Genomic DNA, 25,145 nt, shown 5'->3' with positions numbered 1-25,145 from the left:
ATGTTTCTGAAGAAATTTATCTACGTAAACTGGGGCAACATTCCACTGCTGGAATTCGATTTCGGCCCTATCAATTTGCTCAGCGGCGGTAACGGTTCCGGTAAAACCACAGCGGCCGATGCCATCCAAACGGTAATGACCGCCGCCCACGATACGCTGTTTCATTTTAACCCTGGTCAGGACGAAGCCACCCAGCGCGGTCGCGGCAAACAGGTGCGGACCCTGGCGTCCTATATTCTCGGTTGTGACGATGGCTCCTACGCCCGTCCCGACGGTGCCGTGGGTTATTTGGCGGCTGTGTTTCATCCCACCGAAGGCGAACCGGGCGATCCCTTTACGGCGGTGATTGGTGCCAGCGCTTTTATCGATCGCGCCGGTGGTCAGGCCGTCGCCCGTCTGGGTGATATGGTTTATCTGGTGGCGCAGGGCGAACAGCTGGGTAAGGTCGACTTCGTTGCCGAAGGTACCGACGGCCGCCAGGTCGTCACCCTCGATAAAATTGTGCCGTACTTAAAAGCGCGCGGTTTGTCGGTGGAAAAATACGACACCAAGAAACAATATCTGCGCCGTTTTTATGCCGCCATTCGCGGCCGTGAAGATGCCGTCAGCGAGCGCGAAGCACTTAATGCCGCGCGCGCTTTTTCACGCTTTATGGCGTACAAGCCGGTGCGTTCGATCAACGGTTTTGTGGCCCAGGAAATTCTCGAACAGAAAGATCTCGGCGAAGCCATTCGTACGGTGTCGGACCTGATGAAAACCATCAGCGGCATGGAAGGTGAAGCAGCGCGACTGAAACGCACCGTGGAGCGTTTGTCCCAAGGTCGTGGCCGTGCCGATGCTTATATCGACCAATGGCTGGATTTCAACCTGGCCGACTACACCGCCGCCCGGGCGCGCTTTGTTAAAGACCAGCAGCAATATCTGAACGCCAAGAATGAACAGCAGCGACTGCGTCAGGAACGCGACGATGTGCAGTCCGAGCTCGATGTCACTGAACAACGTCGTGACCAGACGCACGAACAACTGGTGTCGCTGGAAGCACAGCGTCGCGGTGTCGACGCGCTGCAAGAAAAAGACAAGCTGGAGCAAGAGATTGAACAGGCCAAAACCCGGCTGATTCAACAAGCCGAACCGCTGCTTAAACAAGACGACGCCTTAGGACGCAGTCTCGACGCCAGCGAAACCATTATTCAGGCGCTGAGCAAAACCAGTCTGGTGACCGAGATCGCCGATCTGGGTGACAAGTCGTTGAGCCAGTTATCCAAGAGCGTCGCCAAACACAACCGTCGCCCGGTCGATTTCCGCACCTTGATGAATCAGGACTGGATCGATATTGCGCCGCTGGAACAGCATCTGGATGAAGTGCTGGCACAGCAAAGCGCTTTGAACCAATGGCGTGACGCCTGGTTCAGCGACGAGCGCACCAGCAGTGGTGTCAGCCTGCGCGATCAACTGCAACGCGTCCAGGACCGTCGCGAACAACGGCTCGCCAAGTTGCGTCTTGATCTGAATCGCAAACAGCAGGATATCGACAGTCTTGCCGGAGAACGGCTGAACTATCCTTATCATGTGCGTACTGCCTTAGAAGCCATTCGCGATGCCTGGCCGCAAGCCGATCCGCGCGTGCTCTGTGACCATGTCGAAATCGAAGACGATGACTGGCAATCGGCGATCGAAGGCTATATCGGCGGTGGTCGTTTCGCCATTTTGGTGGAACCGGAATTCGAAGCTCAGGCTATTCAGACGGTGCGCGAATTACCCAAGGAAAACCGCGCCCGGGTGATCCAAGGTTCCAAGGCACAGGCCGATGCTGACCGGGTGAAATTACCGGCCAATTCCATCGTCCATCTGATGCGTTTTGATCACGCCATTGCCCGCGCTTATATGACCGCGAGCTACGGTTTGGTCGAGCAGTGCGACAGCACCGATGAACTCAAGCGCACGCGTCGCGGTGTCACCAAGGCCGGTATTGGCTCGGGTTCTTACGCCATGTATCGCTGCGATCTGCCGATTGCCGATCTGGTTTTCGGCCAGGGCGCGCGCGAACGTGCGCTGGCGGCCAAAAAAGATGAACTGAATCAGTTGGCGAGCCAGGCCAACGATCTGCAAGCTCAGGTTGCGGAAGTCAGTGCTTTGTATCAGGCGGTGAATCAGTTGGCGCATCTGGCGCATGGCGATCTGGTGCGTGACATGCTCGATACCCAGCGGCGTCTGGGTGCGGCCGAAAAAGCCCTGACCAATCTGGACTTAAGCGACGCCAGCGCACTGGAAAAAGAATACGCCGAGGTCAACGAACAACTGAAAACGCTCGATCAGCGCATTCGCGAATTGATTGAACGCAAAGGCAGTCTGGGTGAACGCTTGGAAAGCCTGTCCAAACAGTGTCAGGCGCTCAGTGATCAGCAGGAAGAAACGGCGCTGCGTTCAGAGCAAAAAGAAGGCTACCTGCGCACCATCGCCACCGACTGGCCGGACTTTGATGTCGACGCCCGCCTGGCCGATGCGGATGAAACCGCCGAGACGGCAGACCCCGCTGTGCAGGATAAATTGCGGCATTCATTAGAGAGCGAACTGAACAGTCTGGCGCACAGCCTGGAAGGCTCCTTAACCGAGCACAATCAGGAATGCCAGCCGCAGGATGCCATCGCCCTGGACCTGAATTATTCCGACCTGCATTCGAGCGACTTCTTTAAAGGCATCGTTTCGCTGCGCCGTCAGATTGACCAGATTTATAACCGCATCAAGAACAACATTCTGGTGGAGAAGGTCGATAATCTGGGCAGCCTGAAAGAAAGCTTTAACAACGCCTTCGTTACCAACCTTTGCCATGCGATCTATCAATCGATCAACGACGGCAAACGGGTGCTGGAAGATCTTAACCGCGAGCTGGAACACCATCGCTTCGGTGCCGACAGCGAACGCTACTGGTTCGACTGGGAATGGTTGCCGGAGTACAAGGAGTACTGGCACTTCTTCGACGAAGTGATCAAGAACCCGACACTGGGCGAAGGCCAGACGCTGTTTGATGCTGAACTCAGTGAACGCTCGGCGCGCATTCGTGATCAACTGATGGCGATGCTGCTCGACGATGACGATCAAAAAGCACTGCGTGAACTGGAGCGGATTTCCGATTACCGCAACTACCGCAACTACGAAATCTACAAACAACCGGAAGGCAAACAACCCATTGCCTTGAGCCAATACGGCACCGGTTCCGGCGGTCAGTTGGAAACCCCGGCCTATATCATTCGTTCGGCGGCGATCACCTCGGCGTTCCGTTTCAATGAAGGCGACAGCCATCTGCGCATGGTGCTGGTCGATGAAGCCTTCTCGAAAATGGACGAAACGCGCTCCAAAGAAGTGATTCGCTATCTGACCGAAGCGCTCGGCCTGCAATTGCTGTTTATTATGCCGACCAGTAAATCCGGTCCCTTTATGGACATGATTTCCAACCAGTTTGTGTTTTCCAAGGTACCGCTGGCCGGCGGTCACCGCGTTGGAGAATTGCAGTCGCGGGTACTGGTTGATCGCCAGCGCTGCAATCAGGATAAAATTAAGGCGCTCTGGGCTAATCATCGCAAGGTGATTCGTCAGCAAGCCGAACTCGATTTTTTGGCGGATGTAGACGCTTAACTTCAGTTAATGACAGGAGAGACTCATGGCCGTTCATGAAATTAAACATCCGCTGATCCAGCACAAACTCGGTCTGATGCGTGAAGCGGGTATCAGCACCAAACATTTTCGCGAACTGGCCGGGGAGGTGGGTAATCTGCTGACTTATGAAGCCGGTCGGGAACTGGAAACCGAGCATTTCGAGATCACCGGTTGGACCGGCGAGCCGATGACGGTGGAGCGCATCAAGGGCAAAAAAATCACCGTGGTGCCAATTTTGCGTGCCGGCCTGGGCATGCTCGACGGGGTGATGCAGTTGATCCCCAACGCCAAGGTCAGTGTGGTCGGTTTTTATCGCAACGAAGAAACGCTCGATCCGGTGCCCTATTTCGATAAGGTCATTGAAGACGTTGATGACCGCACCGCCTTGATTGTCGATCCCATGCTGGCCACCGGCGGTACCTTGATCGCCACCATCGATCTGCTTAAAGAGAAAGGCTGTAAGCGCATCATGGGTTTGTTTCTGGTGGCAGCGCCGGAAGGTTTGGCCGCGGTGACCGAGGCGCATCCGGACATTGATCTGTATGTAGCGGCCATCGATGAGCGACTGAATGAGCACGGCTATATCATTCCCGGTCTGGGCGATGCCGGCGATAAGATCTTTGGCACCCGCTAAAAAAGCTGCAATTTCGCGAATACCGTCTAGAGTAATGGCATGACAGAACAACATGCCATCGCACGCTGACGTCGATGGCCTCAATGGAGTTGGACATCCGTGGCATATCGGGCGGACACGATGGGCAAGAAGCGTATTCTGATGGTGGACAGCCACCCTGAAGACGTTCGCAAACTTCGCGAGTACCTGATCAATAACGAGTACGACGTTGAACTCGAAACCGACAGCAGTCAGGCGTTAAAACGCATTCGTGAAGAGCAACCGCACCTGGTATTGATGGAAGTTGATCTCGAGGGTGAAAGCGGCCTGACTATCTGCAAACTCTGCCGTAAGGACTACGACGGCGGCATTCTGTTTTATACCCACCGCGACAGCGAGATGGATCAGGTGCTTGGCCTGGACATGGGCGCGGATGATTATCTGATTAAAAATACCGGCCATCGCCTGGTGCTGGCGCGCTGTCAGACGCTGACGCGTCGCGCCGAACGCGGCCGTCGGCTGGAAGCCAGACGTCAGACTGAGCGTCTGGAGTTCGGCGATCTGATCATCGATAACACCATGCGTGAAGCCTGGCTTGGTCAGCAACAGATTGATCTGACCAGTGCCGAATTCGACCTGCTGTGGCTGTTATCCAGTCATGCCGGTCAGATCCTGACGCGGGAAGAAATTTTCAGTCGCCTGCGTGGCATTGAATACGATGGCCAGGACCGCTCAGTCGATGTTCGGGTGTCGCGCATTCGCCCTAAAGTCGGTGACGATCCGGTGCACCCGCGCCGTATTAAAACCGTGCGTTCCAAAGGTTATTTATTCGTCGGCGACCTTTCCAAGCACTGAAACAGTTCAGCCTTTGCGCAGCGCCCGATAAACGCGAAAGCCGCGTTGTTGGGTGACTTCTTGTACTTCGAACGCGCCTTTTTTCAGCACCCTCTGGTAATCGAGAAAATCGTTAGCGACCCACCACAGACTGCCGCCGGGTTTCAGCCAGTCATGACTGACGGCAAAAAAACGCTCGCTGGGTTCATAGTGAGTCCGCAAACCGGTATGAAAGGGCGGGTTGGTGATCAGATGATCATAACGCGCCGGCGGCACTTCACTGAGTCCGTCAGACCAGATCACTTGCGCACGATCGGCAACGCCGGCTTCACTCAAGGTGCGCTCGGTCGAGGTGGTCGCCAACCAATCAATGTCCAAGGTCGTCAACTTATTTTCTGGATTGCTGTTGAGCAATGCCAGACTGAGCACACCCGAGCCGCAACCCAACTCCAGCAAATTGCCAGATAACTCGGGTAACTGATCGAGCAAGACAGCCGTGCCGGTATCCAACCGATGCTGACTGAATACACCCGGCAGCGCATAAATACTTTGGCCGTTCCAATCGAAGCTGAGCCAGTCCTGATCGGTCGGCAACGGTTTTTCCAGTTGAATCTCAAACAAACCGCAGTGGCGGGCACTGTCGAGTTTGTCGCAAGCGGCCCAGGGCGCAACGCGTTTGGGCAGACTTTTGATACCGCCGAGATTTTCTCCCGCTATCCACAGCCTGGCAGACGCCAAATGCTGTTGAATTTGACGCAACCACCATTCCAATCGACCTTTGGCTTTGGGGTAGAACAGTACCAGTTGATCGACAGATTCCGGCCACGCCCTATCGGGTGCCAACCACCGATCGGGTTGTTGAATATGCAAAGCGCGATTGGGCGTAATGCAGTGATCGCCGGCTTTGATCAGCGGATGAGTCTCGGGCGGGTCGAGCCACAGAACTGAAGAGGCGTCCAGGCTGTCGCGGTGGCGTTCCAGTATTTGCCAGCAAGGGTGCATTGCAAGTCGCTTTAATAATAGGGGAGGCGCAGTGTACCAGCGCTTATAAAAAAAGCGGATACCGGGGAAGATATCCGCATCAAAGTGGGGTAAAACCCCAGTTAGGGAGTAGTCACCATTACTGCTGCTGCTACGACCAACAGTTATTTGACTATAGAACAACTGCTCAATTTGAAGGGCGATTTGTTGAACGATTGTCTTCTAACATCAAGATTTTTAGTGCCGTACCGACATAATAGAAACTTTCCAGGCTCAACAGCGCCATCTGGCGCGGGTGACAAACGTTATGGCCGCTAAGACTGTTTTTTTCTCACTGTTATTGCTGATATTACCGACGCTGAGTTTCGGCTACGGCGCCACGGGTCACGCTCGTCAGCAACTGCGGCTGATTGCCATCAATCTGATCGAACCGCGTCTGACTCCCAACGCCATGCAATTCAATATGCCTTCGCTGCCGGCGATGTTGGTCGACGGTGAACACGATCGATTGATTGCGCAGATGAATGTGTTGGTCGCCGAAGGGTTGATGGATCGGCAACCGATGATCGCCACCGAACGAGCCCTGAATACCGATGGTCTGTTGACCCGTCGTATTGGCGCGCACCGTTATGATCGTCCTTTGATGATACGCCAGGCACCGGTGCGCTTTGGTCACGCCCAATTGATCGGAACGGGGGAAATCTGGGTGACATCCTCGGCGACGGACGCCACCCGCGCCGAAATTCATTTCCAATGGGTTGCCGACCAACTGGCAGAATGGCTCTGGGCACCGGCTTTTGATCAGGAGCCGCGCCTGGAACGTTTGAAGAGCAGTGTTAATCAGCCGTTAAACGGCGTAGCGACCCTGGTGTGGCAAGACCAGCAATGGCAGTTAACTCAACTGGAACCTTACGCAGACTGATTCCGCTATTGCAGACGGCGTTGCAGTTGACCAAGGGCACATTGCAAATGGGTGGGCAGGGTGCTGCCGCCTTGGGTTCCAGGGTTCATCAGCGCCTGTACAACCTGTGACAGGATCTGAGTCCAGTCATCGGCAATAAAACAGGCTTCAGGCAACTGCTGCAGGGAATCGATCAGTAAGCCCTTCAGCTGTGGCAGCCGCTGACGCGCTGCTTCGTTAAACGATAATTCCACAATCATGTCGGCGACCTGCTGACGACGTAAAAAGACCAGCGATGAAGACGCCTCAACCATCACTTGAGCGGAAACTGCCACTTTGAGTCCCTCTGTCAGATTAGCTTGAATGCAGCGCGGTCAAGCTACCGCCGGGATGGATTGGCTGGCAACGGATAAGTCTGGGGAGTGTTTGTGGATAAGATGTCGGTAACCCGATGTTAGCGCGCACTTACTCTTAGTGCATTGAAAAATAAAGGTTTTTACTTTGTAGTTCTTTGTAATTGAAAGCTATTGCCAAGGCGTGATGCGTGGTCATCAAACGATCAAAAAATTCATTTCCCGGCTCAATTTCAATATATCGACTGCGGCTTTTTTGTTATTGCTTTTTCCCGGATTTGATCAAAAATTAATGCGTGATCGGTTAAGTCACAATTAGGATTTTAGTTCAGAAATTGATATTGGAATCACTTCACATTTTAATTGTTCCTGTTTGAGTAGAGTTTTACTTACTTTTTTATTGCAGTAATTTGCATCTTAGGTTTCAACTGACTAAATTGTTCACGGGTTTAATCGAATAAATTCGATGATTCCAACATAAGGAGAAAAGGATGGCAGCTGCCAAGAAAAAAACTGCGGCCAAGCGCGGACCCAAGCCGGGCTCTAAGCGTACGCCGAAAAAAACTGCGGCAAAGAAATCCACCGCACGTAAATCCACTGCACGTAAAGCCAAAGCGAAAGCAACAGTCGCTGAACCAGTTATGACGGCTGGCGTTGTATCCGCTACCCGTAAATTGGATAAAGCCGAAGCTGACGTTGTGAAAGCAGAGGCGAAACTGGGTGCCGCTGCAGCGAAAAAAATGACGGCTCGTACCAAGGCCTCCACCGTTAAAACACCGGCGGCTAAGCGTCAACTGGATACGGCTCTGAGCCAGGAAAAAACAGCTCGCGATGCAGTAACCGCAGCCAAGCAGGCTGTTAAAGCTGCTAAGTTCGATTTGAAAGTTGCAGAAATCGAAGCCCAGGCTGAAGAGTATAAAGCCAAGGTCGATTTGCGGGTTGCCGAGCAGGAACTGAACCTGACCGCCAAGCTGGAAGAAGATCTGGCCGGTGCATTGGCCAAGTTCGAATCTCAATGGCGTGCCGCTCGTAAGAAGAAAGACGTTAGAAAGCTGAAAACTTTCCGCACCAAAGAAGAAGCGAAGATCAAAGCCAACGCTCGCAAGATCAAGGCCAAGGTCAAAGCTTTGGAAAAGAAAGAAGCGACTAAGCAAAAACCAGGTCCCAAGAAAAAACGCGGACCGGGTCGTCCTCCCAAGAAGAAAGCCTGATTTTCGGGATAGTCGACAACAAGAAAGCCACCTTCGGGTGGCTTTTTTTATGGGCGCGATAGCTGGCCGGCCGCCTGGCTGTGATAAACTGCCGGTTTTTCATAACGGCGACAGCGCCGCCAGGCTGGAAGAGATCTCATGCTTCGATTATTGGCCATCGATACCACCGCTGACGTGTGTTCGCTGGCATTGCTCGGGCCCGATACCGAGCTCAGCATTCATGAAGAATTACCCCGTCAACATGCTCGCCAACTGCTGCCCCGACTGGATGCGCTTTTTACCGAAGCCGGTTGGGCCAAGCGCAGTCTGGACGCCGTTGTATATGGCCGTGGTCCGGGTTCCTTTACCGGCATTCGCATTGCTGCCGGTGTGGCTCAAGGCATCGCCCTGGGCGCCGACTGTCCCATCTTGCCGGTCAGTACACTGGAAACGCTGGCGTATGAAGATTGCCAGTTGGGTGAGCAAGTCTGGGTGGCGTTGGATGCGCGCATGCAGGAACTGTATTTTGCCCGTTATCAAATGGATGCGGATGGTCTGCCGGCTCTGCTGGATAAAGAACAATTAATCGATCCGGCAACATTGCCCGAGCCGTCGTCCGATGTTCGGTTGGTGGGTAATGGCTGGTTAACCGACTATGGTTTTTCGCAGCCATGGCAAACCCATCTGTCGACCCGGGAAATAACCCTGACCTTACCCAAGGCTGCGGTTGCCGCGCGTTTGGCGCAGCGACGTTTGGCGGCCGATCCTGGTTTGGCACTGCCGCCGGAGTCGGCTTTACCGATTTATTTACGCGATAAGGTCACCTGGGATAACAAGCCCAAGGTTGGCTCCTGATCGCTGTTATAAGGACATTGTTGTGCTCAGTGATTTGCAAGTCATTATCCTGGCTCTGGTTCAGGGCCTGACCGAATTTTTGCCGATTTCGAGTTCCGCCCATCTGATTTTGCCGTCGCAATTGTTGGGTTGGCCGGATCAGGGGCTGGCGTTCGATGTTGCCGTTCATCTTGGCTCGCTGCTGGCTGTTGTCGGTTATTTTCGACGCGATGTCTGGGCCATGCTGACTGCCTGGCTGGCGAGTCTTGCTCGCAAACCTCATGCAACGGCCGACAGCCGACTCGCCTGGTGGGTTATTCTCGGCACCATACCGGCGGGTCTGGCCGGTTTATTGTTGGAAGATTTCATCGAACAGCATTTGCGTTCCATGCTGGTGATCGCCGTGGCGACCATTGTTTTTGGTGCCTTGCTGTGGTGGTCGGATCGTCGCAGTGGTGCCAATCATGATCTGTCGCAGCTTGGTTGGCGCTCGGTATTGATCATCGGTGCAGCGCAGGCCGTGGCTTTGATACCCGGCACCTCACGCAGTGGTATTACTATGACCGCTGCTCTGGCCCTGGGTTTTCAAAAAACTCAGGCGGCGCGGTTCAGTTTTTTGCTGTCCATTCCGTTGATCGCAGCGGCGGCTTTGTTGAAAGGGCTGGAGTTGGCGCAATCAGCGCTGCCGGTCTATTGGGGTGAAATTCTCGCCGGAGTATTGTTGTCGGGCCTCAGCGCTTATCTGTGTATCGCTGTATTCCTGAAATGGATTGAACGCGTTGGTTTTCTGCCCTTTGTATTGTATCGCTTTGCCTTGGGCGCGCTCTTACTGGCGGTCTATTTCTGGAGCTGAGCATGGCCGCTATTCCGGTTCTGGCGGATCGCAACCAACGTCAACAGCTGCTGGCTGAAACTCAGCAAGCCTTGGCCGGGCTGGACGTGCAGTGGTTAGCGCAACCCACGGATAGGTTGTTTTTAACGGTGCAGGATGGCTGCCTGGGTTTGGTCGATGGCGGTCAGCCTCAGCAAAAACCGGTGCTGGTCGATTTTGTCGGCGGCAAGGCGCGTCACCGACAGCTATACGGTGGCGGACGCTCTCAGGCGATTGCCAAGGCGGTGGGTTTGCATCAGCGCGCCCAGTTGGAGGTGATTGATGCAACCGCCGGGCTGGGGCAGGACGCCTTTGTGTTAGCCGGGCTGGGCGCCGAGGTGCGTCTGCTGGAACGTCATCCCTGGGTTTATTTGCTGCTCAGCGATGGGCTGGCCAGAGCTCAGCTGGCCGGCATAGAGGCGGCGATGCGGATGGCATTATTGCCGCAGTCGCAAAGCCTGGCCGATATCGAGGCGGCCGACGTGGTTTATCTCGATCCGATGTTTCCCGAAGGGCCACGCAAAGCAGCGGTGAAAAAACCCATGGCGATGTTTCAGCAACTGGTGGGCGGTGATGCCGACGCTGATGCCTTATTGCCTGCCGCTTTGGCCGCTGCCCGCTTACGTGTGGTGGTGAAACGTCCGCGCCTGGCGCCGGTTTTGGCAGAACAGGCGCCGAGCTATGCGTTGACCGGCAAAAGCAATCGCTTTGATATCTACGCCTTGCGTTCCATTTCTTCAGACTGATCGCTGCTGGTCTCGCCCAGGCTGGTCACCTGCATGATGTTGTACAACACCTCTGCCGGAACTACCTGATCGGAAGCGCGTACCACGCGCGGCAGACGATCATCGAACACAATACAGCTGTCGGCATTGACGCTGACCACGCCCTGTTGCTTGAGCGTCTGAATAAAGTACTTAAACAAGTCCTTATCGAAGAACTCCGGCGCATCCAGACCGTTCAATACCGACAAACGCTGCGCCATCTGTTGCGATTGGTTCTCCAGCTCCTTGGTGGAAGCTTTGGCCGAACCCAGACGAATCAACACCGCCAGCGTCAGCAAATAGCGCTCCAGAGTCGGCAGCATGATGGCAGCCAGCAGTTCCAGTTGCAGTCGGTTAGCCGAACCTTTATCGGCGGCGTACCAACGTTCCTGGTCCTGGAAAATCAATTGTTGTTTGGCCAGGCACGCCAGCCAGATCGGCACACTGTCGGCCGCTTCTTCAGCACTGATATCGAGGAATAATTCGGTGCGCACATAGGGGTAGATCAGTTTGACGCCATCCTTCAGTGATTTTTCATCAATGCCCTGACCTTGACCGAGCAACGCCGCAATCAACGCCGGCAGCGCATAAAGATGCTGGATGTTGTTGCGGTAGTAGGCCATCAACACGGCGTTTTGGCTGTCGAAACCGTAGAGGTCGCCGAGCTTTTGCGGAATATGCCGCAAGGTGCCCATGGCCAGAGCGTATTCGATCCAGTCATCGGCGTCGCCTTCCGGCAGGGTGATGAACGGACTGTAAGGATGGTGTTGCTGCAAGGCACCGAGCAGCGTCAGTTGTCGGCGCAACAGGGCGCCATCGATGGCCCGGTGGGAGGTTGCCAACAGCGTCAGAGCCACCAGATTGATCGGGTTCAGCGCCGCAGCCTGGTTGATGCGGGTGCAGACCTGGCTCGCCAACTTATCAACGAAAGGCACCAGCCAGCCGGGTTTGTCTTCAGCGCTGTATTGGTGATTGCGCCAGTCCGGGTTGTGGTCATCGAGCAGTTGGCTCAGCGCCATTGGCTGGCCAAAGTTGAGATAAACATGGCCGTAGTTTTTCAGTTTGCGTACGGTTTTAACCAGATCGAACAGGTTTTCTTTTTTCTTTTCCTTGCCGCGTAATTCACCCAGATAAGAGCGCGATTCCAAGACCTTTTCGTAACCGATATAGACCGGAATAAAGACCACCGGCCGGGTGTAATCGCGCAGATGACTGCGCACCGTCATGGCCAGGGTACCGGTGGCCGGATGGCGCATACGACCGGTACGCGAACGACCGCCTTCAATAAAATACTCAACCGGATAACCGCGGGAAAAAACGCTGTGAATGTATTCGTTGAAAACGGCGGTATAGAGTTTATCGCCACCGAAGCGGCGGCGGATAAAGAAGGCGCCACCACGGCGCAGAATGCTGCCCACCACCGGCATATTCAGGTTTTCGCCGGCGGCAATATGGGGCACGTTCAGGCCCTGGTAATAGAGTGAGTAGCTTAGCAGCAGATAATCCATATGGCTGCGATGGCAGGGCACGTAAACGATGGCGTGATCGCGCGCCAATTCACGCACCGGTTCGATACCGCTGACTTCCACGCCGTTGTAGATGCGATTCCACAACCACGACAAAATCAGATCGAGCACCCGAATGACGTTGTAAGACACGTCAGCGGCGATATCCGTCGCGTGTTTGGCGGCCAGTTTTTGCGCTTTTTCCAGCGGAATTTTCTTGTTAGCCGCGTGCTGTTCAATGGCTTTGCGTACCGCTTCGGTGTTTAACAACTGGCTGATCAACACCCGCCGATGCGACAGATCCGGACCAATAACGGCGGTACGCACCCTGCGGAAGTGAATGCGTAAAACCCGCGCGACCTTGCGTGCAGCAATCTTGGGTTCCGGTTCGTCTTCGGCTAGGCGGCGTAAGGAAATAGGTTCGTTTAATTCAAAGAAAGTATTGCGACCGTTAAACAGAATGGTCAGCAACTTTTGGAAGCGGCCGATCAGATTCCAGTTAGAACTGAGCAGAGCCTTGACCAGGCTGTTCGACTTACGCGGGCCGCGTCCCCAATACAGCGCGACGGGCACCAGCAGGATGTCTTCTTGCGGATGATCGCGCAGATGATCCAGCAGTTGCGATAAAACCGGCGTTATACCGGAACGGCGGCGACGCAATACCGAAGGGCGGGCGTGCAGGGCAATAACCGGGCGACGTTTTTCCAAACCTTCCAGTTGCAGACGCCGGCTAAGGTCGGGCAGACCCATTTTGCGGCATTGGCGGTCCAAAACCATGGCATCGGCCGTGGACTGTTGTTCGAGAATATAAACAACGGTGCGTGCCTGCTTTAAGGGTTCCAGATCGATCTTGGCGGGTTGGTTATCGAGTCGGACCCACCAGAACAGGATGGTTTGAGCAAAGCGACCGATCAGGTCGAACAGGGACCGCATGATGAGGTGTCCTATGAATTGGCCGATGAAAGGCGCGAGTGTAACGGATTGGGGGTGGTTCAGCCCAGTGCCCGAGCGCGGTCAATCGTCTGATTCGTCGTTGGCATGCGCAACGGCGATGAGCGGCCAATTCAATAATGCGGTGGCGGTTTGTTGTCGATGTCCTCAGGCAAGGCATCGCGCAGGCTTTGTTGGTCCGACAGTACGCGCTCTAAAGCACGTTCCAGGCGTTCAATGCGGTCCTGTTGGGCGATCACCACTTGATCCAGCGCTTCCAGGGTGTCGTCCAGGTGAGTCAGGCGGGTTTCCAGGTCAATCAGGCGGTCGGTATCGCTCATGTTCAGTGTTCCAGGGCTGGTTTTTACGGCGGTTTTTGGCATTATGACGGCCGTTACAGGGATTTTTTCTGTCGTTAACTGCATAGCATGATTCAGGACAGGACGTCAGGCCCGCCGGCGCTGCCAATCAAACACCATAGCGGGCGACAGCATAGCGTATCTAAAGACAGAGCGTCATAAAGACAACAACATCTGAGTGGACACTATGAAGTTGAAAGCGTTTTTTATTCGAACAGGGGTTTCCCTGCTGGTGGCTGTTCCTGGCCCCGTTATCATGGCGGCGTCCTTATCGCTGTCATCCGTACCTGAAACCTGGACTCTGGACGAACTGACCGATGCACGGGTTCATCCGGTTGAGTGGAGTGCCTATGCAATAGCCGCGCTGGTTATGCTCATTCTGACAACACTGGCACAGTATATTGCCCAGCCTATTTTGTCTGAAATCGACGTCGACACCCGCGAAGAAGGCATCGTCAAATGGTTCAACGTCAGCAAGGGTTTCGGTTTTATCACCCGCGATAGCGGCGAAGATGTGTTCGTGCATTTCCGTTCTATCCGCGGGCGCGGTCATCGTTCGTTGCAGGAAGGTCAGCGCGTTAAGTTTGGTGTGGTTGAAAGCACCAAAGGCCTGCAGGCTGAAGACGTAACTGTGGTCCGCCAGCGTTGATGGTTGAGCGGCAACACTAAAAAAGCGAGCCTGGCTCGCTTTTTTTATGTCAGTCGAATCAGGCTTAAGCGCCTGCGGTTTGCCAGGTGATCTGTGTCTGGCTGCCATCGGGTTGCACGCTGATCCAGGCATCGGGGTCGGCACCTTCCTGCCAACTATCGGCGGCAATGCGCACTTCGCGCTGAAAATGCGCCGCTGCAGTGAGCGCGCATTCCAAATCGTCGCGCCAGGGCAGGTCAGGGCTGTTCAGCCACAGGCTGGTAAAACCCTCGATCTCTTTTTCCAGCACCACGATGGTGAAGCGTTCGCCTTCCCAGATACCTTGAAAGGACCGTGCATTTTTGGGCATGCCGGCGACGCGCTTGGTCGCGGTCAGGTCATCCAGTTGGTCGGTGAGCCAAGGTTCGAGATCGGCAACACCAATCCCCTTGAGATAAATTTCGATGTCAGAAGCGCGGTGATGGGTCACGGGCGAGGTTCCAATATAAACAATAAAACACGAAAAACGCTGAGCGCCAGATAACCACCCAGAGCATAAAGTCCACCAGCCAGAATTAACAGCAAACCAAAGAGCGAAACGGCTTCCTGAGTGATGCTCGGATCAAGCAACTGGTCGGTAAAAACCACCACCATCATGCCGGCGCAGAAGATAAAACCGCCGGTGGTGAATTGTTTTAACGCTCGTCTGGGCGACTCGGTTTGGCGGCGCAGCCAATCGACCAAAACAGAGCGCACGGCAGATAATCGGGACAGCATGGGCGATGACGCTGAAGGCATTTAACCGTATGATAGCGCGCTCCAAACCCGCTGCACAAAGGTTGTCCATGTCGTCCGCCACCCTGGCTTTGGCCAAAGATCTTATCGCTCGCTCCTCTGTCACACCCGAAGACGCCGGTTGCCAGGCACTGCTTGCCGAACGTTTGGCCGCCGTGGGCTTCCGTAATGAGCCGATGCGTTTTGAGGACGTTGATAATCTGTGGTCTGTTCACGGCGAAGGTGGACCCTTATTGGTGTTCGCCGGCCATACCGATGTGGTACCCACTGGCGACGCCAGCCAATGGCGCTTTCCGCCGTTCGAGCCGACCGAGTCTGACGGTTATCTGTACGGACGTGGCGCGGCTGATATGAAAGGCAGTCTGGCGGCGATGACCGTCGCGGCCGAACGTTTTGCCAAGAAGCACCCGAATCATCCGGGTCGACTGGCGTTTTTGATTACCTCTGATGAAGAAGGCGACGCCTACAACGGCACCACTCGGGTGGTCGATACGCTGGTTGAGCGCGGTGAACGCATCGACTGGGCGGTGGTCGGCGAACCCTCCAGCACCGATAAAGTCGGCGATGTGATTAAAAACGGCCGGCGCGGTTCCATGCTGGGTTATTTGACCGTTAAAGGCATTCAGGGCCATGTTGCTTATCCGCATCTGGCCAGTAATCCGGTGCACCGGGTGGCGCCAGCCATTGCCGATCTCAGCACCGAAGTCTGGGATGAAGGCAACGATTTTTTCCCGCCGACCAGTTTTCAGATTGCCAATTTCCAGTCCGGTACCGGCGCCACTAATGTCATTCCTGGCGAGGCGCATCTGGTGTTCAGTTTCCGCTTCAGCACCGAAGTGACGGCCGAGCAATTGCAGCAGCGAGTGCGGGTACTGCTCGATAAACACGAACTCGAATATGAGCTGCGTTTTGAAGTGAAAGGTCAGCCGTTTTTGACCGAGCGCGGCGCGCTGGTGCAGGCCGCCACTCAGGCGGTACAGGATGTGATGGGATTTGAAACCCAGCTATCGACTGCCGGCGGCACTTCCGATGGTCGCTTTATTGCCCCGACCGGCGCTCAGGTGGTTGAGCTGGGGCCGGTCAACGCCACCATTCATAAAGTCGATGAATGCGTCGCCATTGCCGACCTGGATCAACTGACCGAGCTCTACCTGGCGGTCATGGAAAACCTACTTACTTAAATTCCAGGCCTTTGAGCTGCAGATTCAGCGCGCGACCGCTGATCTGCACTTCATAAAGACTGAAGCACAGCGACGCCACCAGCAAGATCAGCGACAGTGCAAAACAGCCGGTGCCCAGCATCGACTGGTCGAGAAACAGAAAGAACATCGCCAGCACGCAACCAATAAAGGCGAGTACGCCAAGTACCTGCATGCGGCGAATGGCTTCAATGCGAATTTTCAGATTAAGAATCTGGTCGGTCAGATCGCTGTTCGGATCATCCTGGTTTTGCCGGATCAAGGTGCGAATTAATTGCGCGACCACCAGAAAACGGTTGGTATACGCCAGCAATAACAGCGAAATGGCGGGAAAGAGTAAAGCGGGTGTGGTCAAATTCATCAGCTTGCTACACTCCGGCGTTCAGCAAGGGGAGGAGAGTCGTATGTTAGCCAAATTGCTGGGTTGGTTTGAAGCACCACAGCAAGCACCCGATGAATTAAGCGCCGAAGAAGCGGCGACGGTTTTGATGGTTGAGATCATGCTGGCCGATCAGGATCTGGACGAACGCGAGGTCGATCTGATTGCCGAACGTCTCGCCATTCGTACCGGAGACGACAAAGCAACGGCCACGTCGCTGGTGCAAAAAGCACAGCAACGCCATAATGAAAGCCCCGATTTGTATCCTTTCACCCGAGCGATTAACGATCGCTTCAACGAAGATCAAAAATACGATCTGATTGTCGACCTGTGGCGCACCGCCTTGGCTGATAACAATATCGATAAACTCGAAGAGCATATGATCCGGCGCATCGCCGATATGCTCTACCTGCACCACAGTCACTTCATCCAGGCCAAGCTCGAAGCTCAACAATCAAGCTAATCGGCCGATAAATTTCTGACGCTTGTCAGTATGTTGTCCATTCGGCGCTTTTTTGTGCCGGAATTTTGGCGCTCTTTAACCTAAATTTCGGCAAAGGTGTTGATCGGAGTTCACAAAGCGGGTCATCACATTGCAACCTTTGTGAACTCGGTCAATACTAGTGACAATTCGGGTTGCGAGAACAGTTGCCTGCAACCGCAGTCGGATTGGAAAGCGGCTGTCTGACCGTTTTCCCCAATCTGGGCGCAAGGATATATTCTGGTTGGAGTTATAAAGAAGTGAATCGTAGACAGTTCCTATTTCAGGCGCTTTCGGTCTCTGCCATGGCCGCAGGAACCGGTTATGCGACCTTGGATATGATTCGTAGATCTTCACCGGAATGGGCAATCAGCCAGGCTGAGAAAGCCCGCAAGGCAGCAGAAGACGCATTGAAATCCGGCCCGGTTTCCGATGAAGGTACTCTGGCCAGTGCGCCAGCCCAGCCTGCAACCAATCCAAGCCAAACCAATTCCCCTGTTGCTGAACCGACACCGGCGACTCCGGCCAGCGATATTGCCAGCCAACAGCCAACTCCGGTTGAACCCGGCAGTGATGCTTGGCGGCGTACCCTGGCGCGACAGCAAGCCCAGCAGCAAGCCCTGACCGACACGCCGGTACAGCAACCGAATAATGTCGCTCAGGCTGAAGCAGCGCCCGACGTAACACCCGCGCCGCAGCCGAGTCGTGAACAGCGCCTGAATCGTTTGGCGCGGCAAGAAGCGGCGCAGCAATCATTGACCTCAACGCCATCGCAGGTTGAGCAGGCTGCTGTTGAGACAACTCCCGACCCCGCAACTGAGCCGAGCACGCTGGCGCAATCAGAAACGCTGCTCGATGAAAGCCAGGTGACCAGTGATGCGCCGGTTTACGTTGAAGAGTCGCAGGACCAGGCTGAGAAAGTTCGCCAAAAAGTTGAGCACTTCGAATACGATTTTTCCGATGATGTGTTCGTGACCACTGCCGATTTCCAAACCCTGGTATCGGCACTGGAGCGCATGAACCGGGTGCAGGCTTATGTCGGTCACGGCAACTTCAATATTATCGCCTTCGACGACATGCTGCGTTATGCGCGTTATCAGCCGCGCATCGGAGAATTCACGCCGGCGGAATTGAATTATCTGGAACAGTTGTTTTATGACGATGTTCGGAATTTGGGCTTTTTCGGTGAGCGGGTCATCAGTCGTCTCGATCACCGGTTAAACGCCAACGACATTCAGAAAATTCAGGGCACCGGTCATTTCCTGCTGCGTGGCCAGTCGGAAACTTTCTATAACCAGTTGCGTGCTCAGGTCGGGGATTCGTTGATTCTGACCAGCGGTGTGCGCGGCGTGGTCAAGCAATACCATCTGTTTATGGCCAAGGTAGTGCAGGCCGAAGGCAACATTTCGCGTGCCTCACGTTCACTGGCACCGCCGGGACATTCCTACCACGCCATCGGCGATTTCGACGTTGGCCGTGTCGGCGGCGGGCTCAGCAACTTCACGTCCGACTTCGCCGAAACCGACGAGTACAAGCGTCTGCGTGACCTGGGTTTTGTGCACATTCGCTACACCCAGGACAACGAATTCGGCGTGCGTTTTGAGCCATGGCATATCAGAGTCGTCTGACTCTGATGGGAGACGCTTGACGCTTAACGGAAGACGCTGATTAGCGAAAACCTAGCTAGCGTCTCACGTCTGGGCGGCACTCCGCTCCCGTCCAGCAGGGTCGCGCTAGCGACCCCTAGCAGTCTGACACGACCCGTGGAAGACGCTTGACGGGAAACGCAGGGCGCCGATTAGCGAAAACCTAGCCTGCGTCTCCCGTCTCCCGTCAAGCAGGTCGCCTCAGCGACCGCGCGCGGTCTTCACCGCATCTGCAATCAGAAACGCCAATTCCAACGCCTGATCGGCATTCAATCGTGGGTCACAGTGGCTGTGATAGCGCTCGGCCAGATCGTGTTCGGTGATCTGGAAAGCACCGCCGATGCACTCGGTGACGTTGCGGCCGGTCATTTCGAAATGCACACCGCCTGCGTGAGTGCCTTCGGCGCGGTGAATCTGGAAGAAATCCTTCACTTCGGAAAGAATCGAATCGACGGCGCGGGTTTTGTAGCCGTTGTCGGTCTTGATAGTATTGCCGTGCATGGGGTCCGAGCTCCACACCACCTCTTTGCCTTCTGCTTTGACTCGCTGCAGCAACGCCGGGAAGTAATCGGCGATCTTATCGGCGCCCATGCGCACAATCAGGTTCAGCCGGCCCGGTTCGTTTTTCGGGTTGAGAATATCGATCAGTTTGATCAGCTCATCCGGATCGGTGCTCGGACCGGTTTTCAGGCCCAGCGGGTTGTTAATCCCGCGGCAGAATTCGATATGAGCGCTGTCGAGCTGACGGGTGCGATCGCCGATCCACACCATATGCGCAGCGCAGTCGTACCAGTCGCCGGTCAGGCTGTCCTGGCGCGTCAATGCCTGCTCGTAAGGCAGCAGCAGCGCTTCGTGTGAGGTGTAGAAAGACGTCTCGCGAATCTGTGGCGTGTTGTCCGGCGAAATACCGCAGGCGCTCATAAAGGCCAGGGTATCGTCGATCATATCGGCGAAGTGCTGGTAGCGTTCGCCTTGCGGGCTTTTCTCAACGAAACCCAGATTCCACTGATGCACCTTGTGCAGATCAGCCAAACCACCCTGAGCGAAAGCGCGCAGCAGGTTCAGCGTCGATGACGACTGATGATAGGCCTTGAGCATGCGCTGCGGGTCCGGCGTGCGCGAGGCTTCGTCGAAGTCGATGCCGTTGATGATGTCGCCGCGATAAGCGGGCAGGGTCACATCGCCCTGGGTTTCGCTGTCGGACGAGCGCGGCTTGGCAAACTGGCCGGCCATGCGACCGATTTTCACCACCGGGCTCTGGCCACCGAAGGTCAGCACCACGGCCATTTGCAGCAGCACCATAAAGGTGTCGCGGATGTGGTTGGTGTTGAACTCTTTAAAGCTCTCGGCGCAGTCGCCGCCTTGCAGCAAGAACGCCTCGCCCCGGGCTACCTTGGCCAGTTGTGCTTTCAGTTCGCGCGCTTCGCCGGCAAACACCAGCGGCGGCTGACCGGCCAGTTCGCGTTCAACCGCTTCCAGCGCGGCCTGGTCCGGGTAGGTGGGCATCTGGCGGATGGTTTTAGTGCGCCAGGAATCGGGCGTCCAGCTTGTCATCGTGCTTCCTGAATGATTTGAGTATGAGCAGAAGCGCGATTTTGCCTTAAAAGGCGAGCGGCTGCATGTTATGCACTGCATTACCGAAAACTATGACGAATTCGGTAATGCAGTCTATCGGTGGCTCAGTCGGCCTGATATTGACCGGCCAAAAACTGCAATGGATGACGCAACTGCACGCCTTGCAGCCGGTTAACCTGAGAGCGGCAAGAATAGCCGGTGGCAACCAGGCCTTCGCTCGGTTCGCTGTCGATGACCTCGCGCCAGGACAGATCGTAGATGCGTTCCGAGGTCTGGCGGTTACGGCTTTCGTGGCCATAGGTGCCGGCCATGCCGCAGCAGCCAACGTTTTTCAGCGTCAGCTCCTGGCCCAGGGCTGCGAAAATCTTGCTCCATTCGGCCATGCTGGCGGCGGCGTTGGTTTTCTCGGTGCAATGGCCGAGCAACTGCACCCGGCCCGGGCGGAACTGGCTGCGTACGCTTGCCAACTGGTCAAGCCGCTGGCCGAGGAATTCTTGCAGCAACAACACCTCAGGCAAATCACCTTCAAGATATTTGCGGTATTCGCTGCGGTAGGCGAGCGTCATCGAGGGGTCGATGCCGACCAGCGGAATACCGGCCGCCGCCAGGGCATTGAATTCTTTCTGCCGGCGTTTTGCGACCTTGGTGAAGGCGCTCAAAAAACCATGCACATGCAGCGGTTTGCCGTTGGCGCGGTAGGGCATCACCCAAACGCGGAAGCCGAGTTGCTGCAACAACTTAAGAATGTCGCCGACGGTGTCGGTATCGAAGAAGGAGGTAAAGGCATCCTGAACGATCACCACCGAACGCTGGCGCTCTGCATCGCTCAGTGCGGCCAGGCGTTTGGGGCTGGCCCAGCCGATGTTGTAGCGGTGCATCAGGTTGGCCAGGTGGTGGCGGTGAATCAAGGGGCTGTCGACCATGCCGGCGCCGCGATCGAGCAGCCAGGCCACCGGCTTGGCGCGCATCAGGCCGTTGTAGATCCACTTGAAGGGCGCACGCGCCAGCAATGGAATCACAAACTCCAGCGTGCCGATAAAATAATCCTTCAGCGGGCGTAGATAACGGCCGTGGTACAGATGCAGAAACTTGGCGCGGAATTCCGGCACATCGACTTTAATTGGGCACTGGCCGCTGCACGATTTGCACGCCAGACAGCCGGCCATCGAATCGTAGACTTCCTGACTGAAATCGTAATCGCCGCGCTTTAATGACAGGCTGTTTTTGACGCGCGCCGGCCATTGTTTCCAGCCCGAGCTTTTCAGTTGGGCGTTGGCAATATCCTGAGTGTTCACACCTTGCTCACCCAGCGCACGCAACCATTCACGCATCAGCGAGGCGCGGCCTTTGGGCGACTGGCGACGGTCGCGGGTGCCTTTCCAGGACGGGCACATGGCATCGTTGGGGTCGTAGTTGTAGCAGGCGCCATTGCCGTTGCAGTACACCGCTTCTTTCTGGTGCTGCCAGCTTTTCAGCGGAATGGTGCGGTCGAGTTCGCCGCGCGTGGTGACGGCATCGATGATGGTCAGCTTCTGGTCGGCTTCGGCGGTGGCAATCTTGCCCGGGTTTAATTGGTTGTGCGGATCGAAGGCGCGTTTGATCGCCTGCAATTCCGGGTATAAGTCACCAAAGAAACTCGGTGCGAATTCCGAACGTACGCCTTTGCCGTGTTCGCCCCAGAGCAGGCCGCCGTATTTTTGCACCAGCTTAACCACCTCGTCGGTGATTTGCCGTACCCGCGCCAGCGAGGCTTCGTCTTTCATATCGAGCGCCGGGCGCACGTGCAGTACACCGGCATCGACGTGGCCGAACATGCCGTAGGCGAGGCCTTCACGGTCGAGCACGGCGCGAAAATCCATAATAAAGTCGGCCAGGTTTTCCGGCGGCACGGCGGTGTCTTCAACAAAGGGCACCGGTCGCGCCTCACCCTGAGCATTGCCCAGCAAACCGACCGCACGCTTGCGCATACCCCAGATGCGGCCCACCGCCGCCGCGCCGCGAGCCACTGTGTAGCCGTTGCACTGGCCTGGCTGTCCGACCAATCCATCCAATCTGTCAGTCAGGCGCTTAATGCCCGTTTCCAGTTCGGCTTCGTCGTCGGCGGTGTATTCCACCAGGTTAATGCCTTCAACCACTTCGCCGTCGGCGGCCGGGAAAAACTCTGCCACGCCGTTCCAACTGATGTCGTTTTTGGCGAGACCCAGCACCTTGCTGTCGACGGTTTCAATCGAGGTTGGCTGCGCCTGCATTAACGTCTGGGCGTCGCGCAGCGAGGTTTCGAACGAATCGTAACGTACGTTCACCAGCGCCGAGTATTTGGGGATGCGCAGCACGTTCAGCTTGGCTTCGACAATAAAGCCGAGCGTGCCTTCGCTACCGCACAGAATGTTGTTCAGGTCGAACTGGCCAGCGTCGTTGCGGATATGCGCCAGGTCGTAACCGGTCAGGCAGCGGTTCAGCTTGGGAAAGCGGGCGTCGATGTCTTTGCTGCGGCGTTGCTGCACATCATCGACGGTGCGGTGAATGGCACCGGTGAGGCCCGGTGCCTGCTTTAATTCATCCAGTTTAGTGTCGGACAGCGGGCCGCTGTCGAGGCGTTCGCCATCGAGCAGCACCGTGCTTAATGCCAGCACGTGATCGCGTGTTTTACCGTACATCACCGAACCCTGGCCAGAGGCATCGGTATTGATCATGCCGCCGATGGTGGCGCGGTTGCTGGTCGAGAGTTCCGGCGCGAAAAAGTAGCCGTGTTCTTTTAAGGCGGCGTTGAGCTGATCTTTCACCACCCCGGCTTCAACCCGCGCCCAGCCTTCTTCGGCGTTGATTTCCAAAATGCGGTTCATATGGCGTGATAGATCGACCACGATGCCATCGGTCAGCGACTGGCCGTTGGTACCGGTGCCGCCGCCGCGTGGGCTCAGTACGATGTCCTGCCATTGCTCCTGGCTGGCCAGGCGGGTGGCGCGCTGCAGGTCTTCGGCGTGTTTCGGGAAGATAACCGCCTGCGGCAATACCTGATAGATAGAGTTGTCGGTCGCCAGCACGGTGCGGTGGGCGTAATCCGGCGCGAGCTCGCCTTCAAAGCCAGCGGCTTTGAGCGCATCGATGTAGGCCAGGTAGTGGCTCTGAACTGGGGTGACTTCAGCTATTCGGGGGATCATCAGGGTCGGCACTGTTTCGTTTGGCGCTGGTTCGTTCTGCACGGTGTATTCGGCAATGTTGCAGGGAAGGCCGGTATTCTAACGAAATGCGCCCTGATTACGAGTTGACCGGCACGCTGGAACGCACCGGCCAGTTCGTATTCAGTTGCGGGGAGAGGGTGCCCGGGCAGCCAGTGGCTTGGCCATGCCCACCACGGGCCGCTTGCGCCCGGTCTCGGAAGCCTGGCGCCAGGCGCGCAGCTTGAGTAATGCCTGCACTACCTGAGTCCGGGTGATTTCACCAATCAAGCGACGCTGTTCAACCACTGGATACTTCTTCGGCTTGTCGCCGGTCATGGTCTGGGCCAGATCGACAATGCTCATATCGCTGTTCACCGTCAGCACATCGCGACGCATCACATCGGCAACCTGAGCGGCATCTTCACTGTGGTAGCTGTCGGTCAGTAGTTGTTTAAGGCAATCCTGCTCCGAAATGTAGCCAACCAGATGCCCTTCCTGATCAACCACAGCACTGCCCAGAATGTGATGCTTCAGCAGTATTTGAACGGCCTCGGTAACGGTAGCGGTGTCTTGAATGGTGACACGGGTTGGTGTCATGCAATCGGCGACTGTGAGTGGGTCGTGCTTCATCCGCGTTTTCCTCCCTGGTGTGCAAAAGGCTTTCAGGTGCAGCCGTGGGGACCAAAAGCAGAATAGTCAAGGGAGGAATGGCTGGCAAACGCCGGGAGTGCTAACCCGTGAAACCAGCTACAAAACGAGAATGCCAGCATTCGGCGCTTTGACAAAAATTGTCAGGCAAAAATAAACGCAGGGTAAATATTTGTCATTTTTTCATCGTTTCCAGCCACTAAACCTGAAAAAACCACGATTTTTCAAACGCTGAGTTAAACGATGATCTGAGATACTCAGCGTGTCTCAGTAGTGCCCTTTGGGCCATAGGAACGATCATGGATGCTCTGACCTCATTCTCTATTAAACACATTCTTCTGAGTTTTATCGTATTGCTGACGTTGGCTGGTTGTGAGCCACCGGATGAACTGGGAAATGCTGGTGAAAGAAATGCAGGACAGGGCATTCCGCTCCCCAACTTTGAGATCGACAATCCATTTGGGAATGGCGGCTCTGGAGATGGCGGCTCTGGAGATGGCTCTGACGGAGTGTGTACGTTTCCTTTCAATCTGGATGATCCAGACTGTGCCAAGTTATGTGACACCCAAAACCCGCCGCCTGCCGAGTGTGGGAATGGTAACGGTGGGGGCGATGGTACCTGCGATCCTTCGGATGTTGACTACCCCGCCTGTTTGGAACTGTTCTGCAGTGACGATCAAAATGCCGACGATCCCGCCTGCCTGGAATTGTTCTGCAGCGACGACCAAAATGCCAACGATCCCGTTTGCCAAGAACTGTTCTGCAGTGACGACCAAAATGCCAACGATCCCGTCTGCCAGGAATTGTTCTGCAGTGACAGCGACAATGCCGACGAACCGGAATG

The 25,145-nt window shown here is 55.6% G+C and carries 23 protein-coding genes; 13 read left to right on the top strand and 10 right to left on the bottom strand.

Annotated features, from left to right (window positions below):
* The 3 genes from ABMA60_RS10055 to ABMA60_RS10045 all read left to right on the top strand — a co-directional run bounded on the left by ABMA60_RS10055 (window position 1) and on the right by ABMA60_RS10045 (window position 5,122).
* Window positions 1-3,633: an ATP-binding protein gene (locus ABMA60_RS10055; protein ID WP_392802341.1), complete on the top strand. Its 3,633-nt coding sequence runs from the start codon at window positions 1-3 to the stop codon at window positions 3,631-3,633.
* A gap of 25 nt (window positions 3,634-3,658) precedes the next feature.
* Entirely contained in the window at window positions 3,659-4,288 is a 630-nt protein-coding gene (gene upp, locus ABMA60_RS10050) for a uracil phosphoribosyltransferase (RefSeq protein ID WP_392802338.1), read from the top strand.
* Between the two features lie 120 nt (window positions 4,289-4,408).
* A complete protein-coding gene (locus tag ABMA60_RS10045) occupies window positions 4,409-5,122 on the top strand; it encodes a winged helix-turn-helix domain-containing protein (protein WP_392802335.1) in 714 nt (237 codons plus the stop codon).
* Window positions 5,123-5,128: 6 nt separating this feature from the next.
* Here ABMA60_RS10045 and ABMA60_RS10040 read toward each other — a convergent pair whose 3' ends face one another.
* Complete coding sequence (locus ABMA60_RS10040) at window positions 5,129-6,103, bottom strand: methyltransferase (RefSeq protein ID WP_392802332.1); 975 nt, start codon at window positions 6,101-6,103, stop codon at window positions 5,129-5,131.
* 286 nt (window positions 6,104-6,389) lie between these two features.
* On the opposite strand from ABMA60_RS10040, the gene ABMA60_RS10035 reads away from it, so the two are divergent.
* Complete coding sequence (locus ABMA60_RS10035) at window positions 6,390-7,004, top strand: hypothetical protein (protein WP_392802329.1); 615 nt, start codon at window positions 6,390-6,392, stop codon at window positions 7,002-7,004.
* 5 nt (window positions 7,005-7,009) lie between these two features.
* On the opposite strand, the gene ABMA60_RS10030 is transcribed toward ABMA60_RS10035, so the two are convergent.
* Window positions 7,010-7,318, bottom strand: a complete 309-nt coding sequence (locus tag ABMA60_RS10030) for a hypothetical protein (protein ID WP_392802327.1) — start codon at window positions 7,316-7,318, stop codon at window positions 7,010-7,012.
* Window positions 7,319-7,827: 509 nt separating this feature from the next.
* Between ABMA60_RS10030 and ABMA60_RS10025 the strand changes: the two genes are divergently transcribed.
* The 4 genes from ABMA60_RS10025 (at window position 7,828) to ABMA60_RS10010 (ending at window position 10,977) form a co-directional block, all read left to right on the top strand.
* Window positions 7,828-8,547 (top strand): hypothetical protein, encoded by a 720-nt coding sequence (locus tag ABMA60_RS10025; RefSeq protein WP_392802324.1) that lies wholly within the window; start codon window positions 7,828-7,830, stop codon window positions 8,545-8,547.
* Between the two features lie 138 nt (window positions 8,548-8,685).
* On the top strand, window positions 8,686-9,381 hold the full coding sequence (gene tsaB, locus ABMA60_RS10020; protein WP_392802322.1) for a tRNA (adenosine(37)-N6)-threonylcarbamoyltransferase complex dimerization subunit type 1 TsaB: 696 nt from the start codon (window positions 8,686-8,688) through the stop codon (window positions 9,379-9,381).
* Window positions 9,382-9,403: 22 nt separating this feature from the next.
* Window positions 9,404-10,213: an undecaprenyl-diphosphate phosphatase gene (locus ABMA60_RS10015; protein ID WP_392802319.1), complete on the top strand. Its 810-nt coding sequence runs from the start codon at window positions 9,404-9,406 to the stop codon at window positions 10,211-10,213.
* A gap of 2 nt (window positions 10,214-10,215) precedes the next feature.
* Entirely contained in the window at window positions 10,216-10,977 is a 762-nt protein-coding gene (locus ABMA60_RS10010; RefSeq protein ID WP_392802316.1) for a class I SAM-dependent methyltransferase, read from the top strand.
* Here the strand turns inward: ABMA60_RS10010 and plsB are convergent.
* Together plsB and ABMA60_RS10000 are read right to left on the bottom strand one after the other, a co-directional pair.
* Window positions 10,947-13,433 carry a glycerol-3-phosphate 1-O-acyltransferase PlsB gene (gene plsB, locus ABMA60_RS10005; protein WP_392802313.1) on the bottom strand — a complete coding sequence of 829 codons (2,487 nt, stop codon included), beginning with the start codon at window positions 13,431-13,433 and terminating at the stop codon, window positions 10,947-10,949. The two genes, ABMA60_RS10010 and plsB, sit on opposite strands and share 31 nt — an antisense overlap.
* 131 nt (window positions 13,434-13,564) lie before the next feature.
* A complete protein-coding gene (locus tag ABMA60_RS10000; RefSeq protein ID WP_392802310.1) occupies window positions 13,565-13,771 on the bottom strand; it encodes a SlyX family protein in 207 nt (68 codons plus the stop codon).
* A 205-nt stretch (window positions 13,772-13,976) separates the two neighbouring features.
* Here ABMA60_RS10000 and ABMA60_RS09995 point away from each other — a divergent pair, with 205 nt between their 5' ends.
* Window positions 13,977-14,438, top strand: coding sequence for a cold-shock protein (locus ABMA60_RS09995; RefSeq protein ID WP_392802308.1), 462 nt, complete (start codon window positions 13,977-13,979; stop codon window positions 14,436-14,438).
* Window positions 14,439-14,502: 64 nt separating this feature from the next.
* Here ABMA60_RS09995 and ABMA60_RS09990 read toward each other — a convergent pair whose 3' ends face one another.
* On the bottom strand, window positions 14,503-14,907 hold the full coding sequence (locus ABMA60_RS09990; RefSeq protein ID WP_392802306.1) for a hypothetical protein: 405 nt from the start codon (window positions 14,905-14,907) through the stop codon (window positions 14,503-14,505).
* The gene (locus ABMA60_RS09985) at window positions 14,904-15,194 is read right to left on the bottom strand and encodes a hypothetical protein (RefSeq protein WP_392802304.1); all 291 of its coding nucleotides are present in this window, start codon (window positions 15,192-15,194) and stop codon (window positions 14,904-14,906) included. The genes ABMA60_RS09990 and ABMA60_RS09985 overlap by 4 nt, the downstream gene beginning before the upstream one ends.
* A gap of 68 nt (window positions 15,195-15,262) precedes the next feature.
* Between ABMA60_RS09985 and dapE the strand changes: the two genes are divergently transcribed.
* On the top strand, window positions 15,263-16,393 hold the full coding sequence (gene dapE / locus ABMA60_RS09980; protein ID WP_392803111.1) for a succinyl-diaminopimelate desuccinylase: 1,131 nt from the start codon (window positions 15,263-15,265) through the stop codon (window positions 16,391-16,393).
* Here the strand turns inward: dapE and ABMA60_RS09975 are convergent.
* Window positions 16,386-16,772, bottom strand: coding sequence for a DUF2721 domain-containing protein (locus ABMA60_RS09975; RefSeq protein WP_392802301.1), 387 nt, complete (start codon window positions 16,770-16,772; stop codon window positions 16,386-16,388). The two genes, dapE and ABMA60_RS09975, sit on opposite strands and share 8 nt — an antisense overlap.
* A 43-nt stretch (window positions 16,773-16,815) precedes the next feature.
* On the opposite strand from ABMA60_RS09975, the gene ABMA60_RS09970 reads away from it, so the two are divergent.
* Both ABMA60_RS09970 and ABMA60_RS09965 read left to right on the top strand, forming a co-directional pair.
* Window positions 16,816-17,253, top strand: a complete 438-nt coding sequence (locus ABMA60_RS09970) for a TerB family tellurite resistance protein (protein ID WP_392802299.1) — start codon at window positions 16,816-16,818, stop codon at window positions 17,251-17,253.
* A gap of 323 nt (window positions 17,254-17,576) precedes the next feature.
* Entirely contained in the window at window positions 17,577-18,899 is a 1,323-nt protein-coding gene (locus ABMA60_RS09965; protein ID WP_392802296.1) for a D-alanyl-D-alanine carboxypeptidase family protein, read from the top strand.
* Between the two features lie 219 nt (window positions 18,900-19,118).
* On the opposite strand, the gene ABMA60_RS09960 is transcribed toward ABMA60_RS09965, so the two are convergent.
* The 3 genes from ABMA60_RS09960 to ABMA60_RS09950 form a co-directional block, all read right to left on the bottom strand.
* Window positions 19,119-20,471, bottom strand: coding sequence for a class II 3-deoxy-7-phosphoheptulonate synthase (locus ABMA60_RS09960; protein WP_392802293.1), 1,353 nt, complete (start codon window positions 20,469-20,471; stop codon window positions 19,119-19,121).
* A 125-nt stretch (window positions 20,472-20,596) separates the two neighbouring features.
* Entirely contained in the window at window positions 20,597-23,653 is a 3,057-nt protein-coding gene (locus ABMA60_RS09955) for an FAD-binding and (Fe-S)-binding domain-containing protein (protein ID WP_392802291.1), read from the bottom strand.
* Between the two features lie 141 nt (window positions 23,654-23,794).
* Entirely contained in the window at window positions 23,795-24,283 is a 489-nt protein-coding gene (locus tag ABMA60_RS09950; RefSeq protein ID WP_392802288.1) for a CBS domain-containing protein, read from the bottom strand.
* A gap of 317 nt (window positions 24,284-24,600) precedes the next feature.
* Here ABMA60_RS09950 and ABMA60_RS09945 point away from each other — a divergent pair.
* Window positions 24,601-25,145, top strand: a 545-nt coding sequence (locus ABMA60_RS09945) for a hypothetical protein (RefSeq protein WP_392802286.1), incomplete at its 3' end; no start/stop codon positions are given.

The sequence above is a fragment of the Saccharospirillum sp. HFRX-2 genome (assembly GCF_043196805.1).
Lineage (GTDB): Bacteria > Pseudomonadota > Gammaproteobacteria > Pseudomonadales > Natronospirillaceae > Saccharospirillum.
This window is presented reverse-complemented; position numbering and strand designations above follow the sequence as displayed.